This window comes from Sphingobacterium paludis, from assembly GCF_004364125.1.
In the GTDB taxonomy this organism is placed as follows: domain Bacteria; phylum Bacteroidota; class Bacteroidia; order Sphingobacteriales; family Sphingobacteriaceae; genus Sphingobacterium; species Sphingobacterium paludis.
In genome coordinates, this window is record NZ_SNZV01000002.1 from 661,875 (window position 1) to 678,684 (window position 16,810).

A 16,810-nucleotide genomic window follows, 5' to 3' on the forward strand; every position below is an offset into this window, starting at 1 on the left:
AAATGGGATTAAAAGTTGGCATTACCGGTGGAATCGGATCGGGCAAAAGCTATGTGGCCAGAATCTTTCAGGCTTTGGGTGTGCCGTTCTATAACGCAGATAAGGAAGCTAAGGAACTCATGAATACCAGCGATGCCATTCGGCAGGCACTGATTGAAAATTTTGGCGCTGCCGTGTACGATAAGGATGATATGCTTGATCGTGCTTATTTGTCGTCCCGCGTTTTTAAAGATAAAGAGCAATTGGCTCGTTTGAATAGCATCGTTCATCCGCTGGTGATCGAGCATGGAAACGTATGGGCAGATAAACAGACAACGGCCTATTCGCTAAAAGAAGCGGCACTACTGTTTGAAAGCGGCTCCTATACATCCCTTGACTACACCCTATTGGTAACTGCTCCTGAACAGGTCAGAATAGCGCGTGTTATGGCGCGAGATCATGCAACAGAAGAACAGGTCAAAGACCGAATCAATAAACAGATGCCCGATACCGAAAAAATAGCGTTGGCAGATTTTGTTATCATCAATAATGGCGAGCAGCCCCTGCTGCCACAGGTACTGAAATTACATGCATTTCTTATCGAAGCTTCCTCCACCATAAAATGATATTAGACGATTTTCTTGTAAAAACCGAACACGGTTACTATTGCCGCTATGGCGGATTCTACATCGATGCTATGCTCCCGGTAGCATGTAACTTGATTTCTCATGCGCACGGCGACCATGCGACCAGTGGCCACCGACTTATGTATGCCACAGCAGCCACTTTCGCGTTTATGCGTAACAAATTTGGCAAGATAAGTGAGGAAAGCTTGCGTGTCGCAACATTTGGAAGCCACTTCACCATAGCGGATGTGGCGGTTACGTTCTTACCCGCCGGACACATGCTTGGCTCTGCACAGATCTTAATGGAATACAAAGGTATGCGTTACCTCTATACCGGCGATTACAAGTTGCAGGACGATGCCACTTGTGAAGCGATCGAGATCGTGCAAGCTGACGTTCTGATTACCGAATCAACCTTTGCTAACCCGGGCGTCAAACATCCAGATGTTACAGCCGAAATTTTAAAATTAAAAGATAAACCGAGCAACATCATGTTGGGGTGCTACACGTTGGGAAAAGCACAGCGTTTAACTGCGTTAATAAATCAATATCTGCCTGAACGCGAGGTGCTGGTTCACCATAAAATGTATCCCATACATAAACTATACGAAAAGCTAGGGCCCACGCCGATGAAGTACAGTTTGTACAACAGAAAGGCTATGAAAGAAGGACCTGCTAATAAGGTTTATCTTGTTCCACCGTTGACCTTCAACAGTTATTTTAAGGCTAAAAATGTACTGAAGGCATTTGCTTCCGGCTGGGAAAGGCTGCAGCGGCAAAATGATATCGAACTCTACATTTCCGATCATATCGATTGGGATGATTTACTTTATTTTATCGATAAGGTACAGCCCAGCGAAGTCTGGACCATACACGGTGATGGGCGACACCTACACACCCACTTTTCCGGGAAGCTGCAGGTTCGTGATATTATTAAGCAATAACTGCTTTCACGGCACTGTTCTTGCAAGTTGATCGGTAGAAAATAAGATCAACTTAAAACTTACGCATTATGAATAGATTTTTTAAAGTATTGTTTGCAGGCTGGGGAGCACGAAAGCTGGGCTTTGGGTGTTTCGGGACCATCATCGCGTTTATGATCATCTATTGGCTGCTCGGTTATTTATAACAGCCCGCGTCGCCTGAAGATCTCGTATTGCCGATTTTCGCCAGGTTAACGACTTCAACGATCTGCCTGGATAAAAGAAGCTGAAAAGAAAAACCCGATATAAAGCAATATATCGGGTTTTTTATTTGTTTTTAAGGCACCAGATTAGTGCTTGAAATGTCTTACACCCGTCACAACCATAGCGACACCTTTGTCATTTGCCATGTCGGTAGACAATTGATCTTTTATGGATCCACCAGGTTGAAGGACAGCCGCCACACCGGCCTCGCCCGCAATTTCCACACAGTCTGGGAAAGGGAAAAATGCATCGGAGGCCATAACGCTTCCTTTAATCTCAAAACCGAAGGATTGCGCTTTCTCAATGGCTTGCTTCAAGGCATCAACGCGCGAGGTCTGCCCAACACCAGAAGCGATTAACGTGCTGTTTTTTGCAAAAACGATCGTGTTCGACTTGGTGTGCTTCACGATTTTATTCGCAAAATGCAGATCTTCTAACTGCTCGGTGGTTGGCTGCGTAAGGGTTACCGTTGTCATTTCGGATGGCCCTTCTACCGTATTATCCTTATCCTGTAAGATTACCCCATTCAACAAGGTTTTAAATTGCGCTTTTGGCAGTGTAATAGACTTGCGGCGCAAAATAATTCGATTTTTCTTCGCGGTAAGTACACTTAGCGCCTCTGGCGTATATGATGGAGCAATCAACACTTCAAAAAATAGGTTGTTTATTTCTTCGGCCGTTTCTTTGTCCACCTCACCGTTGGTAATCAATACCCCACCAAAAGCAGATACGGGATCGCAGGCCAATGCGTCAAGCCAAGCTTGCTTAACCGTAGAACGCGAAGCAACGCCACAAGCATTGGTATGCTTAAGGATAGCAAAAGTAGGTGCCGTAAACTCGTCAATTATAGCAACCGCCGCATCCACATCAACGAGGTTGTTGTAGGATAGTTCCTTGCCATTTAATTTGTCAAACATCGCATCCAAATCGCCAAAGAATGTTCCTTTTTGATGCGGATTTTCTCCGTATCGTAAACTTTGGGCTTGTTGAACAGATTGTTTGAATACCGGTAGTGGCGCTTCCTCATTGAAATAGTTGAAGATAGCCGTATCGTAGTGAGACGATGTATTGAAAGCACGTTTTGCAAATTCTTTCCGTTGCTCAAGGCTCGTTTGTCCTTCTTGCTCGGCCAGAATAGCTTCCAGTTCCTTGTAGTCGTTTTTTGATGATATAATCACGACATCATTGAAATTCTTTGCTGCAGCGCGGATAAGCGATATACCACCGATATCGATCTTTTCTATAATGTCCTGTTGTGCCGCACCCGATGCCACAGTCTCCTCAAAAGGATAAAGATCAACGATAACTAAGTCAATCTCTGGAATGTCGTATTGCGTAAGTTGTTGTTGATCACTTTCTAAGGGACGACGGGCTAAAATTCCGCCAAATACTTTCGGATGAAGTGTCTTCACCCGTCCACCCAAAATCGAGGGGTAGCTCGTTAGATCTTCAACCGGCACGACATCAACGCCTTGTTCGCGGATAAAAGCTTCCGTACCGCCTGTCGAGTAGAAAGTGACTCCATATTTGTTTAACAGTTGAACGAGGGGGGCTAAGTTGTCTTTGTAATAAACTGACACCAAAGCATTTTTAATCTTAACAGGATGATTCATTGTATGATGTTTGGAGCGGCAAAGATACAAATTTTGGACTAACAAACGTCACCTTTGCGCGTATTAAATCGTTTTTTGGAACTTCATGATCGTCCATCTGTAGCTACGCTGCACTATCTTTAGGTTCAATGGCATAAATTATCATCCTTCTGCTGTACTTTTTGTACATTTAGTGTATAAAATATGAATTTATGAACGTGAAAATATCGTCTATACTTTTCTTCCTGTCCGGCTTCAGTATCTTGGGGAACGTTTTGGCGCAAGAAAATATCAAGCTGAATCAAGAAACGCGCGTGTTGTCTCCTGAGGTAGGGGCTGATAACCGCGTTACCTTTCGGGTGTTTGCACCCCATGCAAAGCAAGTTCAGGTAGTCGGCAATTGGATGGAGCGCGTAGGCCCAATTGGCGGCAAACAATTCATGGTGAAAGATGGTAAATATTGGTCATATACAAGTGAAGCGTTGCCTTCCGATCTTTTTTTGTACAATATTGATATTGACGGCGCAATAGTGAACGACCCTTTGAATGTCTACCAAATACGAGATGTAAGCAATACATTCAATTATTTCCTGACGGGTGGGGAGCAAGCACAGCGCTATCAAGTGCAAGATGTTCCGCACGGCAGTATGACAAGACGCTGGTATAATTCGCCGACATTAAAGATGGATCGGAGGATAACCATTTATACCCCGCCAGGCTATGAAGAAAGCAAGCAGCGCTATCCCGTGCTGTACCTTCTGCATGGGATGGGGGGCGATGAGGAAGCTTGGCCATCGTTAGGACGGGTTTCGCAAATTTTGGATAATCTGCTTGCAGAAGGAAAGATTAAACCGATGATCGTAGTCATGCCGAATGGTCATGTGTCCAACGCCGCGGCGCCGGGAGAGTCCAGTAAAGGGCAATATCCCATAGCATTTGCGACTCCAGATGTAGGAACCGGCAAAATGGAAGAGTCCTTCAAAGATGTACTGGCATTTGTCGAAAAAAATTACCGGGTTAAAAAAGAAAAAGCATCCCGTGCTATCGCCGGCCTGTCTATGGGGGGATCGCACACATTGTTTATTTCGTCCTACCTCGCCAATACCTTCGATTATGTGGGGCTTTTTTCCGCTGCCTTTCGGATGAGTCAGGACGCCTCCAGTCCGGTATTCGCCAACTTCGATCAGAACTTACTTAAGCAGCGCAAACAAGGCTACAAACTGTATTGGATCGGTATGGGAAAAGACGATTTCCTTTACAAGACTGCCGAGCAGTATCGCAAAAAACTGGATGCTATTGATATGAAATACACGTATCGAGAGAGTGCCGGAGGGCATACCTGGGCCAATTGGAGGCTGTACCTCACGGAGTTTTTGCCTCAATTATTTTAAGAACTAAAAATGGGAGCAGGGCTCCCATTTTTAATTATATTTTTTCAATAAATTTTCAATCACTTTTGGGAAATACTGGTGTTCCAGTTGCTGCCCTTTAAATTTGATGGTTTCTAAGGTATCGTCCGCGTCAATTTTAAATTTCGCCTGCTGTATCACCTCGCCCTCGTCAAAATTTTCGTTTACGAAATGTATAGTAATGCCGTGCTCTTCTTCCGCTGCTTCCAGCACTGCTTTATGAACGCGATCACCATACATCCCCTTACCGCCAAACTTGGGTAAAAGCGCCGGGTGTATATTGATAATTTTATTTGGGAAGGCCTTTAAAAGATTTTCAGGAATCAGCCATAGAAAGCCAGCAAGAACGACTAAGTCGATCTCCAATCTTTTCAAGATATCAACCACTTCACTGGATTCATAGAATGTTTTACGATCAAAAACATGCGATGGTATTTCAAAGTTATCTGCACGCTGCAATACATAGGCGTCGGGGTTATTACTTAACACCAATGATACCTCCGCCATATTGGAGTACTTGAAATGTTCCATTATTTTTTGTGCATTAGAACCCGAGCCTGAAGCAAAGATAGCGATGCGTTTTTTCACAATATCGAATTTTTTGTCTTTTAAATATTGATTTGTAACCAAATATATGTTATTTTCCCCATACATCGGCCCCCATATTAGGAATTAAGGGCACATCGTTCACTCAAATCGCTAATAATGACAAAAATAAGATTATTGGTAGCCCTGATTCTTTTAGCGCCCTATTGCTTCGGACAGAAGCAACCTACGCAGCTACCAACCCTAACAACTCTTCGGAACCACTACAACCCGGACGCCACTTTTCAAAAGATGCTACCCACGAAAGGCAAGCTAGTACTCGTATTTTATGATCCGGGCTGTGGCCATTGCCAAGAGCTGGGTCAGGATATCGCCAAAAATATAACGAAATTCCAACAAGCTGCCCTCTTTTTTATCTCGATGAATGATAAAGAATATGTAGATGGCTATATTAATATGTATGCCAAAGGATTAAAAAATAGAAAAAATGTATCGTTCTGGAAGGAAGAAAGTGTGGAATTCATTGAAAAATTTAGTCCTGAAAATTATCCTGCCACCTATATCTACGACGCCGCTACAAAGAAGCTCGTGAAGTCTTTCCAAGGTGAAAGCAAGGTGTCGACGATTATTCCTTTCTTGTAAAAGCATAAGCCGGAGCCTGACCGCTTTTTAGCATTTTACTGAAAAGCCGCTATAACCCATAAACACAGCACGTTAATAGGCGACTATCTTTATTGAGACGAATAGCCGTTACCCATGTGCCGTGTAAAAGTAGTCTGCAGCGCCCAAGCCCATTAGAACTGCTTTCACGGACTAAGCGTTCTGTCATGGGAAACATGTGTGCGGACCGACTAATTTTTTTCTGCTTGTTCAAGCAATCGCTCCATGATCGCTACACTGATCTCTTCGACGCTTTCAGACTGGTTTGAAAGCACCACCAGCGACGTTTTGGTGTCTGGAGACAGGCCAATGAACGAACTACTTCCGGCCGTGCCACCGGTGTGTCGGTAATAGATAATTCCGTCAAGCATACTCATGTGCCAAGCAAGACCAATATCCATGTTATTCGGGGTGAAGAACGTAAATTGCCGCGTCAACGCCATGGCTTTCTGAAGATCGTCGGATGGCATCTTGAACTGTTCCACGGCGAAAAGTGTTAAATCCTTCACATTGGATTTTAGCCCGCCGGCTCCTATCATGGCCTTCCAATTCCAAACAGGCGTTTCATTGCCCTCCTCGTCATAGACTTTCAGAAAGGCCTGTTTCTTTTTTGGATCAGCCTTCTCCAGCGTACTTGTCATTTGAAGAGGTGATAATAGCGTTTCTTGTAAGTATTGCATATACGGCTTTTTGGTTATGATGGAAATCAATTCACCCAATAGACCATAGCCCAAATTGCTGTATTCATATTCTTCACCCGGATTTTTACCACCCTTGAACTGTTTCAAAAAGGAAAAAAGTGCTTTGCGATCGTATGCGGCATAAGGATCGCGCTCGTCAAAATCAGCTACGGTGTTCCAATTATCGGCTAGGCGGGGAAGCGACGACGTGTGGTTTGCTAACTGCTTCAATGTGATACCTTGTATGGCCGGATTCTGCGCAACGGAGTCCGGAAGAAATTTGCCGATGGGGTCATCGAGCTGTACACTATTTTTGGTCACCAAATCTGCCAAAAGCACCGCGGTGAATACTTTGGTGATCGAGCCTATTTCATAGAGGCTGGTTTCGATCGGTAAGGTTTGATTTCCCTGCTCGGTCTCGCCATAAAAAAACGTCTTGTAGCTGTTTTGATGAAACATAGCAATGGATAGCGATTGCGCATTGCCTTTCTTCACGTAACTGTTCGCTAAAGAATCAATATAAAAATCTAAGGGTGAAACCTTTTCTACATTGCTGATGACTTCCGACTTCTCGGTTTTTTTTGCAATCGGTTTTTCTGCGGGAACAAACGCGAGCAGTTCATAATGCAAGCTGCTGTCCAAGGCCAGCTTAGCATGTAAAGCGTGCTCATCAAACTGTAACAAATACGTGGCCGTATTCTGTTTGAAATCTACCACATCGACCTGTTTTACGGTACCCAGCTGATAGAGCTTGTTTAAAACAAATGCCATCTGTTCGGCCGGAATCTGCTTTTTAAAATTGTCAGATGCCAGGCTGTAAATAGAGTCTGTCATCTGCGTATTGATAAAGAATTCAAGTTTGTTAAATACCGCTCGGTTAATGAGTTCGGCTTTACTCTGTCCGAAAACGCCCGTAAACGTGGAAAACAGAAATAATATAAAAAATAATTTGCGCCTCATGAGCGCAAAATTACGGAAACAAACTTACATAAGTCTTATCATACAGTCATATATTCTGTCCCTCAAGTACAGTATGATCAATAACTTTCCTTTTTAGAGCTAGAAGTCTTAACCGAAAGACAATTATAGACCTATAACTTGTTTTAGTCGTGCGTAGCCGGATTTACTTATACTAATCTTTTCACCGGTAAGCAGCGTCGCGATGTAGCTCTCTTTTTCCATAGGCTCAATTTTTGCGAGTTGGTCGACCTTTGCTATAAAAGAGCGGTGTACGCGAACAAATTGCTTCGGATCAAGTTGCTTTTCAAAAGAGCTCATGGTTTTATTTTTCAAAAATACACCGTCCTTTGTGTTGATCTTGACGTAATCATCGTACGCTTCCAAATAGGTGACCTGCTGCACGGGAATAATTTTTATTTGCGTGCCATTTTTTACAACGATGCGTTCTAGTGATTCTTCTTCCGTGATGGCGGCCACCTTAGAAGAGGTTTGCTGCGGCGTTGAACTATTGTTATTATAGGCGTTTCTGAATTTCAGAAGGCCCTGTTCAAAACGATCTTTACTTATGGGTTTCAATAAATAGTCAATGGCATTTTTTTCAAATGCCTTGATGGCAAACTCATCAAAGGCTGTCGTGAAAATAACATTCGGCATATCATCTACAATCTCCAGCATTTCAAAGCCCGTTAACTTCGGCATTTGTATATCCAGAAATACCAAATCGGGCTGATGCTGTTGGATAGCCTTTGCGCCTTCAAAACCATCGCCGCATTCAGCTACAATTTGAATATCAGCATGTTGTTTCAAATACTCCATAACTATCATGCGCGCCAATGGCTCATCATCAATAACAATGGTCTTAATCATATTGTGGAATCTTTAAGGTCGATGTAAATATATGGTCTTTAATTGATGTCTCCAATAAATCCGTGCGGCTATACAATAGGAATAAACGACGTTTTATACTGGAGAGTCCAAAGCCGGTTCCTTTTTTTGTTTCAAACTGGTCAGAATCGAATGGGTTCGTGATGGTGATATGGAGCATGTAATTAACCATGCGGATATCCACCGTAATTTGGACGTCGCCAATAACGTTGTACAAGCCAAATTTGATCGCATTTTCCAGCAAAGGCTGTATGATCATGGATGGCACCTTTGCCCGTCCGGCATCTTCTTCTTGGTGAAAGGTTGTTGTTAGCCGATGGCCAAAACGCACCTTTTCAATATCTAAATACAGCCGTAAATGTGCAATTTCATCAGCTAACGGGATCAATTGCTTATCATCTTTGCGCATTGTGCCCCGCAAGAAATCTGATAATTGAAAGGTCATGTTGCGTGCCTCATCTGGCTTAATGCCAATGAGTGCGATGATCGAATTTAAACTGTTGAAAAGAAAATGCGGCTGCAGTTGCTGTCTTAAATTATACAATTCCGCATCCCGCAGTATGCGCTCAGACTCTTCCTTTCTTTTCTTGTTGTCCTCGTATTCCTCCTGTATATTCCAGAAGATATTGATGATAATCACGCATAGTAACAGCAGAAAGTTTATGATAAATCGATAGGGAAGGACTTCGTAAAAATGGGAGAGTGAGAAATGATCAAAAAATTGATTGAGCAAAAAAATGGATAAGCCCACACTCATCACCGTCAGGATAACACAAATCAGCATAATCTTGGTATACTGATTTTTACGCGGTAAATAATATTGCAGCGTACTATAGATGAGGTAACAACAGATCGTAATGGATAGTGCGCCGATCATAGGTTCGTAAGGCGTCACAGGCTTCGGTCTGCAATCCCACCACAACAAAAAGTAGGATACAAAAAAGTATAAAATGCAAATGGTCCACGTCGTCACGTGGATCAAGCGGTTTTTGGATGTCAGCTTAAATATCATCTACCGCCTTTTTAACTGTTTTTTATGGTGATGTTTCCGAAGATCGAAGTACCTGTAATATACAGGTACTTGTTTTGGTCGGAAATGTTGGTTAAAATTACCCGGCGATCATCGTTCTCACTTAAAATAGATGACACCGTAGTTGCGATGATCCAGTGCGGTGGCACAATGATCTTCGTGCTTCCAAAAAGTTGAAATATATCCAAAGCTACAGGCTGCTGTATGTCGGATTGCAAGAGGTTGATTTTTGTACTCCCAAATACATTGGTCATGGTGCCGCCTAAAAAGTTTTTGGAGAAGATGATCTTTGTCGCGTTTCCGAAGACAGAATCTACCTTGATGTAGTTTTCTCCTTCATACGTATAGCCCTGACCTTGTTTTTGGTCATACGCCTGCTTTGGTGCAGCAGACGTCTCTGTACGATCAAAAGGAGATTGAAAGTTGCCGTCTATCTCACGATCGGTTTCCGTAACACGCTTATCCCAGTCAAATTCATCTTTCTCTGGCGTAGGCGTCGGCATTGGTGGAATCGGTGGCGGCGTGTGGCTGCGGTTACGCATGATCAAATAAATACCTAAGATAATTGCTCCTAAAGGGACAATCACACGTCCGAAAGATAGATCCATTAAATCCTTTAATAGAAACAGACTACCGATGGAGATTAAGATAATCGATGATTTTTTCTTGAATTGTGAGTTGACCCCGATCACCAGTCCAATGATGATTAAGATCATCTCCCATCCAAATATCCAGCGAGGAAACCAAATGCCCAAACTTAGGTTTTTTAACAACAGGGCCAATCCTAAGAAAACGATGACCGCTCCGACTATGTTCGCGCTTTTGTTGTTTCTTGGCGGTATCGGTGGGGGCGTTGTTATTTTATAATCTCTTTCTCTTTCCATTACTATGTGTGTTATTTGTTTGATTCAAAAGTACCGCAATACAGGAGAATCAGTAAGCCAAAATAGGTAATACATTACACTTTTTCGGTAAAGGCCGGCATTTTTTCGGTGAAAATTCCCCGATACGGTTTAGCGGCTAAAACACCTCAACCATGCTGTTTACAAAAAAAATAGCGAAATCTAATTTTTTTTTCTAAAAAGTTGGAGCATTGAATTAAATTATTATATATTTATGCTGAAAAAGGATTAAAACTTAAATACTTACAATACTAATGGGAGATTTTGAAAACAAAGAGCGCGAAGAAGTATTTTCAAAAAAGGTGAGAGCTGGAAAACGAACTTATTTTTTTGATGTTAAAGCAACTCGTTCGAACGACTATTACGTGACCATCACAGAAAGCAAAAAACGTTTTGAAGACGGTCAGTTTATCAAGCATAAAATTTTCTTGTACAAAGAAGATTTTGAGAAATTTGCTGAAGGTTTGTCAGAGGTTGTTGATTACATCAAAGCCAATCAAGATGTCGTGGAAAAGCGATACGAAGCCAATCCAGAAGATTCAGCATATGAAAGCAACGAATACGCTAGAAAAGACGACTTTACTTTTTAGGTATTCTGTACATGACGATAGCATAGCCACTTTAAAGTGGCTTTTTTTTTAAATATGTTACACGGCATCCCCGTCCGGAATTTTTATTATTGTTAATTTCGTAGCTTTATCAATAATCTAAGATGAATAAAATTATAGCAGGGGCATTCCTGAGTACACTATTTATTTCGCAACTATCCGCTCAACAAAAAGACTTGTCGTTTAAACAGTCTTGGGGGCAGGAGGCATCGATCACCAAGCCAATAAATCAATATACGGGTTGGGCCGATAATCAGCACTATATTGAACGGGACGTGCAGGACGGGAAACTTTACCGCGTAGACGTTGTAAGTGGAAACCGTACAGCCTACACGCCGCCGGCCAAGGCAGACGTTACCGTTTTCGTAAAAGATAACGATGTGTTTATTCGCTATGGTGAACAGCCTGCCAAGCAGCTTACACAATCGCCGGATGTAGAGGAGAAGAACCCGACGCTATCGCCGGATGGAAAGTATGTAGCGTTTACCAGAAAAAATGACTTGTATAGTTTGGAGCTGGCCTCAGGTAAGGAGGCACGCTACACCCATGACGGCACCGATGTCATCTATAACGGTTGGTCATCTTGGGTATATTATGAGGAGATCTTAGGGCGTTCGACCAATTATAAAGCTTTTTGGTGGTCGCCTGATAGTAAAAAGATTGCTTTCATGCGCTTCGACGACAGTCAGGTTCCGATGTTTCCTATTTACGTCTCTAAAGGGCAGCATGGATATTTAGAAGAAACCCGATACCCGAAAGCCGGAGATCCAAACCCAGCGGTTAAAATTGGCATTGTTGAGGTATCAGGATCCGCTATTGTGTGGGCAGATTTCGACCCCAAGACTGATCAATACTTTGGTCAACCCTATTGGAGCTTCGATAGCCAGTCGATCATGGTGCAATGGATGAACCGGGAGCAAAATAACCTGAAGTTCTACGCCGTGAACCCTAATGACGGAACGAAGAAGGAAACCTACGACGAAAAGCAACCGAGCTGGATCAATTTGGATCACGATGAACGTATCACCTACTTGGCAGACAAAAAGCACTACATCTTGAAGTCCGATCGTACCGGATGGGCGCATTACTATCTTTATAGCTTAGATGGTAAGATGTTGAACGCCATTACGCAGGGCGATTGGCAGGTAAGTTCCTTAGCGTTCATAGACGAAAAAAGCAAGGTTGTTTATTTTACTGCACGGAAAGAAAATTCGGCAACAGTAGATCTCTATCGTGTTGACTACAATGGCAAAAATATGAAGAGACTAACGTTTGGTGACTTTTCCCACAACGTATCGGTCTCGCCCGATGGGAAGTACTTTATAACCACGTATTCCAATGTCAGTACGCCGACAAAAGTCGCATTGCTGGACAATAAAGGGAAACAGATAAAAGAACTGGCGGATAGCCGCTCGGCGGATTTCGGTCGTTACCATGTTGGGAAGACAGAATATTTTACCATCCCTTCAGAAGACGGCCAGTTTCAACTGCCGGTCATTATAACCTACCCCGTAAATTTTGACGAGCGTAAAGCCTATCCAGTGGTCATGAGTATTTACGGTGGTCCAGATGCGGGCAGCGTGCGCAATACCTGGAAAGGAACGTCTAATCAATATTGGGCTCAGGAAGGTATTATCCAAATTGCTTGCGATCACCGCGCTTCCGGTCATTTCGGGAAGAAAGGCGTTGCATTAATGCATCGAAATTTGGGTAAGTGGGAGATGATTGATTACATCAGTATCGCCAAATGGTTAAAAGCGAAGCCTTGGGTGGCCAAAAACAAATTGTTGATTACCGGGCATAGCTACGGAGGATATATGACTTGCCTAGCACTAACAAAAGGCGCCGATTACTTTGATTTTGGTGTAGCCGGAGCGCCGGTAACGAGCTGGGAACTTTATGATAGCCACTATACCGAACGATGGATGGATACGCCTCAGGACAATCCCGACGGTTATAAAAATGGATCGGTGTTAAGCTATGTCGATCAATACAAAGGAAGACTGCGCATTATGCACGGCGATATCGATGACAATGTGCATTTACAAAACACAACGCAGTTGGTTGATGCATTGACGGATAGAAACGTTCCTTTTGAATTGATGATCTACCCGGGTAGCCGGCATGGATTTGCACGATCTAAGTCTGCGTACGATTTTAAAGAACGTGTCCGTTTTTATTATCAGTATCTTTTGGAAAAACCGGTGCCGGCAGATTTTAATTAGTGTCGAATACAATAGTTGTGTCGCTACCAAAAATAATCTCATATTTGCATAATCATTTTTTAGCATGCTACAGTATTTAAAGGAGAGTACATTTAAAGCCAACGATGTCGTATTGAGAGCGCTTGCCCTATTGAAAAATCATTACTTTTCAATAGCGGGATTATGCTTTTTGTTGTTCGTGACTTCAAACCTTTCTTCATACTTGGCTATGACATTGTCTGATACGGGTGCTTATGCCATTAAGGCTTTGCTGTGCTTTATCTTTCTGACCTTATTCTTCGGGACACAGCTGGTATTAATTAAGCGATCACTTCTACTTGCTCGAGGTATCGAACATGCTGATTTCAAGGATTATATTCCCTCTACTAAGCAGTTCTTTAATTTTCTGTTCGGATTTATTCTTTATTCGTTTCTGGTTGGTTTGGTTTATCTGCTGTCCTCTATCATCAGTTTTCCGTTGTTGTACCTAGATGTAGATATGGAAACCCTCAGTATGGAAGTAAATCCTTTTATAACGGGGATTATCATGTTGTTTGTACTGATTCGAATTACATTTTTTCCTTACTTCATGGTCGATAAAAACTTTCATGTATTTCGCTCCTGTAAACTTAGTGTGGCGCTAACGAAGGGAAATACGATAAGCTTACTGCTCTTATTCATGGTCATCGGAATGGCGTATATGTTGCAAGCCTCTTGCGAATACTTAGGCTATTTCATTATGGCGAAGGCTTTTAGCTTTATCAATACGTTTGTGATCATTCCTTCCGTTAGTTTGGTGATGGCGGTTGCCTACCATGATATGATGAAGGATTATCAGGGCGGTGATGATCCCGAGCTGCTAAAGAACATTATTTAATTCTAGTAAAACGTTGAAAAAAAGAATAATCGCCATACTAGGTGCCACGGGTAGTATAGGCACGCAAGCCTTGGATGTGGTGCGTGCATTTCCGGACCTCCTGCAAGTTTCGGTCTTGACTGCTAGCCATAACGCAGATCTATTGATCACCCAAGCATTGGAATTTCTGCCTTCTGCAGTCGTTATCTTACAAGCTGAAGGATATATTAAAGTCAAGAGCGCCTTAGCGCATACCGGTATCGCCGTGTATTGTGGCGAGAATGCCTTGGAAGAGGTGGTGCAACGTCCGGAGGTTGATGTTGTTCTCAACGCGATAGTAGGATCTGCTGGTTTGCGACCCACAGTGGCCGCTATAAAACAAGGCAAGGACATTGCGCTAGCGAACAAAGAGACGTTGGTGGTGGCCGGGCAACTGATCATGAACCTCGTGAAACAGCACGGCGTTGCCATGTTACCAGTAGACTCCGAGCATTCCGCAATTTTTCAATGTTTACTTGGCGAAGAGGAAGAAGCAATCGAAAAGATTTATTTGACTGCTTCTGGCGGGCCGTTTCGGGGAAGAGACCGTGCTTTTTTAGCAGAGGTGACCAAACATCAGGCGTTAAAACATCCAAACTGGGTAATGGGCGCGAAGATCACCATTGATTCTGCATCGCTAATGAATAAAGGTTTGGAAGTTATTGAAGCAAAATGGCTTTTTAATCTTTCCGTTGAGCAAATCGATGTCATCGTGCATCCACAATCTATTATCCATTCTATCGTTCAATTTAGAGATGGATCAATGAAAGCACAGATGGGACTCCCCGATATGAAACTGCCTATTCAAAATGCGTTAACATATCCGCAAAGACAAGCAAACGATTTCGAGCGGTTTAATTTTTTAAATTATCCAACGTTCTCGTTTGAACAGCCTGATTTGCATACCTTCCGCAATCTGCAGCTGGCTTACGATGCCCTGCGGGATGGGGGAGATCGGGCTTGTGTACTTAACGCAGCTAATGAAGTAGCAGTAGCTGCTTTCTTGGAAGATAAGATCGCTTTTCTTGGCATGAGTGATCTTCTCGAAGCGACATTATGTCAGCTAAATAAAATAGAGGAACCGTCTTTAAACGATTTGCTGGCTGTTGATCAGCAAGCGCGGATCGTGGCACGGGATTTAATAGATAAGGTGTAAATACATAACGTAAGTCTTACATGTAGCTGTTGAAATTGGATAAGCAAGGATAAGTTGAATGGCTAAATTTTCAATTTGACTTTTTAATTTTTAACTTACTACTTTTGACTTTTCACTTTTTAGTTTTGACTTTTTAATTTTTACTTTTTAATGGGAACATTGATAATGATCGGGCAAGTTATCTTAGGCTTGTCAATCTTGATTATATTACATGAATTAGGGCACTTTTTGGCTGCGCGGGCATTTGGCATAAAGGTCGAAAAGTTTTATCTTTTTTTCGATGCTTGGGGTGTAAAACTATTTAAGTTTACCTATAAAGACTGCGAGTATGGGATTGGCTGGTTACCCTTAGGCGGGTATGTAAAGATTGCCGGAATGATTGATGAGTCGATGGATACCGAGCAACTCAAGCAAGAGCCACAACCTTGGGAATTTCGTTCAAAACCCGCTTGGCAAAGGCTTATTGTTATGCTTGGTGGCATAATAGTCAATGTTATTGTCGGTATCGTGGTGTTTTGGATGATGACCTTTAGCTACGGCGAAAATGACATCGACAACTCAAAATTACAGTACGGTGTGGTGCCTGGTATCATCGGAAAAGAAATTGGTATTCAGGCGGGAGACAAGATTCTTGCGGTGAATGGTAAGCCTGCCGTGAAGTTTTTTGGTGACGTAATGAGCTCGGAAGTGCTTATGGGCGACGCGGTATTATCCATTGAGCGCAGCGGTAAACAGCAGAATTTGAAGGTTCCTGCCGATATACTCAATGCGGTGGCCGAGCATAAAAAAAATGAGTTTGTTAGCCCACGGCATCTCTTGAATAGCGTTTATGAGGTGAGTAAAGGTTCTGAAGCAGAGCGGATGCGCATCCTGAAAGGTGATAGTATTATCGCTGTGAATGGTCAAGCAACACCTTTTTACGATGAGTTTACTGCAGCGCTAAAAAATAACGTAGGGAAAGCCATACAGGTGACGTTGATGCGAGGTGATGAACAGGTTGTCGTGAATGGAAACGTCGATTCTACAGCGGCACTTGGGTTGAATCTAGGGGAAGTTGATTTTCCTGTCATCGTGCAAAAATACGGATTTATAGAGTCGCTTCCGATAGGCGCGAACAAGGCGTTGTCTGTGGTAACCGACAATATAAAAGGCTTCGGAAAGATATTTAAGGGTGATGTGCGCGCGGATAAAGCGCTCTCAGGCCCGGTTGGGATAGCCAAAATGTTTGGTACAGAGGTCAACTGGATCAAATTTTGGAGCTTGGTGGGTATGCTTTCTATGGCATTGGCATTTATGAATTTGTTGCCCATCCCGGCATTGGACGGCGGACATGTGATATTTCTCATTGTAGAAATGATACAAGGAAAGCCTCTCAGCGATAATTTTTTGGAGAAAGCCCAAATGGTAGGCTTCTTTATCTTGATTGCCTTGATGATATTTACCCTAGGCAACGATATTATAAAATGGTAATTTAGTTTATAGAACGGCTAC

Annotated in this window: 15 protein-coding genes; 9 read left to right on the forward strand and 6 right to left on the reverse strand. The window is 42.8% G+C overall.

The annotated features are described in order from the left end of the window. Positions 1 to 2: 2 nt before the first annotated feature. Positions 3 to 605, forward strand: coding sequence for a dephospho-CoA kinase (coaE, locus tag B0I21_RS05765; protein WP_133639501.1), 603 nt, complete (start codon positions 3 to 5; stop codon positions 603 to 605). After that, entirely contained in the window at positions 602 to 1,549 is a 948-nt protein-coding gene (locus B0I21_RS05770; protein WP_133639502.1) for an MBL fold metallo-hydrolase, read from the forward strand. The genes coaE and B0I21_RS05770 overlap by 4 nt, the downstream gene beginning before the upstream one ends. A gap of 329 nt (positions 1,550 to 1,878) precedes the next feature. Here B0I21_RS05770 and purH read toward each other — a convergent pair whose 3' ends face one another. Beyond that, entirely contained in the window at positions 1,879 to 3,405 is a 1,527-nt protein-coding gene (gene purH, locus B0I21_RS05775) for a bifunctional phosphoribosylaminoimidazolecarboxamide formyltransferase/IMP cyclohydrolase (protein WP_133639503.1), read from the reverse strand. A gap of 191 nt (positions 3,406 to 3,596) precedes the next feature. Between purH and B0I21_RS05780 the strand changes: the two genes are divergently transcribed. Beyond that, a complete protein-coding gene (locus tag B0I21_RS05780; RefSeq protein WP_133639504.1) occupies positions 3,597 to 4,775 on the forward strand; it encodes an esterase in 1,179 nt (392 codons plus the stop codon). Between the two features lie 30 nt (positions 4,776 to 4,805). Here B0I21_RS05780 and purN read toward each other — a convergent pair whose 3' ends face one another. Further along, complete coding sequence (gene purN / locus B0I21_RS05785) at positions 4,806 to 5,381, reverse strand: phosphoribosylglycinamide formyltransferase (protein WP_133639505.1); 576 nt, start codon at positions 5,379 to 5,381, stop codon at positions 4,806 to 4,808. Positions 5,382 to 5,498: 117 nt separating this feature from the next. Between purN and B0I21_RS05790 the strand changes: the two genes are divergently transcribed. Beyond that, complete coding sequence (locus B0I21_RS05790; protein ID WP_133639506.1) at positions 5,499 to 5,981, forward strand: peroxiredoxin family protein; 483 nt, start codon at positions 5,499 to 5,501, stop codon at positions 5,979 to 5,981. Between the two features lie 209 nt (positions 5,982 to 6,190). Here the strand turns inward: B0I21_RS05790 and B0I21_RS05795 are convergent, their stop codons facing one another. The 4 genes from B0I21_RS05795 to B0I21_RS05810 all read right to left on the reverse strand — a co-directional run bounded on the left by B0I21_RS05795 (position 6,191) and on the right by B0I21_RS05810 (position 10,438). Next, positions 6,191 to 7,639: a serine hydrolase domain-containing protein gene (locus B0I21_RS05795; protein WP_133639507.1), complete on the reverse strand. Its 1,449-nt coding sequence runs from the start codon at positions 7,637 to 7,639 to the stop codon at positions 6,191 to 6,193. 123 nt (positions 7,640 to 7,762) lie between these two features. Continuing rightward, positions 7,763 to 8,506, reverse strand: coding sequence for a LytR/AlgR family response regulator transcription factor (locus B0I21_RS05800; RefSeq protein ID WP_133639508.1), 744 nt, complete (start codon positions 8,504 to 8,506; stop codon positions 7,763 to 7,765). Next, a complete protein-coding gene (locus B0I21_RS05805) occupies positions 8,499 to 9,536 on the reverse strand; it encodes a sensor histidine kinase (protein ID WP_133639509.1) in 1,038 nt (345 codons plus the stop codon). The genes B0I21_RS05800 and B0I21_RS05805 overlap by 8 nt, the downstream gene beginning before the upstream one ends. Positions 9,537 to 9,547: 11 nt before the next feature. Continuing rightward, the gene (locus tag B0I21_RS05810) at positions 9,548 to 10,438 is read right to left on the reverse strand and encodes a LiaF transmembrane domain-containing protein (protein WP_133639510.1); all 891 of its coding nucleotides are present in this window, start codon (positions 10,436 to 10,438) and stop codon (positions 9,548 to 9,550) included. Positions 10,439 to 10,710: 272 nt separating this feature from the next. On the opposite strand from B0I21_RS05810, the gene B0I21_RS05815 reads away from it, so the two are divergent. The 5 genes from B0I21_RS05815 to rseP all read left to right on the forward strand — a co-directional run bounded on the left by B0I21_RS05815 (position 10,711) and on the right by rseP (position 16,789). Beyond that, positions 10,711 to 11,046, forward strand: a complete 336-nt coding sequence (locus tag B0I21_RS05815) for a DUF3276 family protein (RefSeq protein ID WP_133639511.1) — start codon at positions 10,711 to 10,713, stop codon at positions 11,044 to 11,046. 122 nt (positions 11,047 to 11,168) lie between these two features. After that, positions 11,169 to 13,289 carry a S9 family peptidase gene (locus tag B0I21_RS05820; protein WP_133639512.1) on the forward strand — a complete coding sequence of 707 codons (2,121 nt, stop codon included), beginning with the start codon at positions 11,169 to 11,171 and terminating at the stop codon, positions 13,287 to 13,289. 64 nt (positions 13,290 to 13,353) lie between these two features. After that, positions 13,354 to 14,145 (forward strand): hypothetical protein, encoded by a 792-nt coding sequence (locus tag B0I21_RS05825; protein WP_133639513.1) that lies wholly within the window; start codon positions 13,354 to 13,356, stop codon positions 14,143 to 14,145. Between the two features lie 13 nt (positions 14,146 to 14,158). Then, positions 14,159 to 15,319 (forward strand): 1-deoxy-D-xylulose-5-phosphate reductoisomerase, encoded by a 1,161-nt coding sequence (locus tag B0I21_RS05830; RefSeq protein ID WP_133639514.1) that lies wholly within the window; start codon positions 14,159 to 14,161, stop codon positions 15,317 to 15,319. Positions 15,320 to 15,469: 150 nt separating this feature from the next. Then, positions 15,470 to 16,789 carry an RIP metalloprotease RseP gene (rseP, locus tag B0I21_RS05835; RefSeq protein ID WP_133639515.1) on the forward strand — a complete coding sequence of 440 codons (1,320 nt, stop codon included), beginning with the start codon at positions 15,470 to 15,472 and terminating at the stop codon, positions 16,787 to 16,789. Positions 16,790 to 16,810: the final 21 nt, after the last annotated feature.

Coding starts and splice junctions, on each gene's coding strand:
- B0I21_RS05825 (WP_133639513.1), top strand. CDS start 13,354: ATGCTACAGTATTTAAAGGAGAGTACATTTAAAGCCAACGATGTCGTA.
- B0I21_RS05810 (WP_133639510.1), bottom strand. CDS start 10,438: ATGGAAAGAGAAAGAGATTATAAAATAACAACGCCCCCACCGATACCG.
- B0I21_RS05820 (WP_133639512.1), top strand. CDS start 11,169: ATGAATAAAATTATAGCAGGGGCATTCCTGAGTACACTATTTATTTCG.
- rseP (WP_133639515.1), top strand. CDS start 15,470: ATGGGAACATTGATAATGATCGGGCAAGTTATCTTAGGCTTGTCAATC.
- B0I21_RS05800 (WP_133639508.1), bottom strand. CDS start 8,506: ATGATTAAGACCATTGTTATTGATGATGAGCCATTGGCGCGCATGATA.
- B0I21_RS05780 (WP_133639504.1), top strand. CDS start 3,597: ATGAACGTGAAAATATCGTCTATACTTTTCTTCCTGTCCGGCTTCAGT.
- coaE (WP_133639501.1), top strand. CDS start 3: ATGGGATTAAAAGTTGGCATTACCGGTGGAATCGGATCGGGCAAAAGC.
- B0I21_RS05815 (WP_133639511.1), top strand. CDS start 10,711: ATGGGAGATTTTGAAAACAAAGAGCGCGAAGAAGTATTTTCAAAAAAG.
- B0I21_RS05795 (WP_133639507.1), bottom strand. CDS start 7,639: ATGAGGCGCAAATTATTTTTTATATTATTTCTGTTTTCCACGTTTACG.
- purH (WP_133639503.1), bottom strand. CDS start 3,405: ATGAATCATCCTGTTAAGATTAAAAATGCTTTGGTGTCAGTTTATTAC.
- B0I21_RS05770 (WP_133639502.1), top strand. CDS start 602: ATGATATTAGACGATTTTCTTGTAAAAACCGAACACGGTTACTATTGC.
- B0I21_RS05805 (WP_133639509.1), bottom strand. CDS start 9,536: ATGATATTTAAGCTGACATCCAAAAACCGCTTGATCCACGTGACGACG.
- B0I21_RS05790 (WP_133639506.1), top strand. CDS start 5,499: ATGACAAAAATAAGATTATTGGTAGCCCTGATTCTTTTAGCGCCCTAT.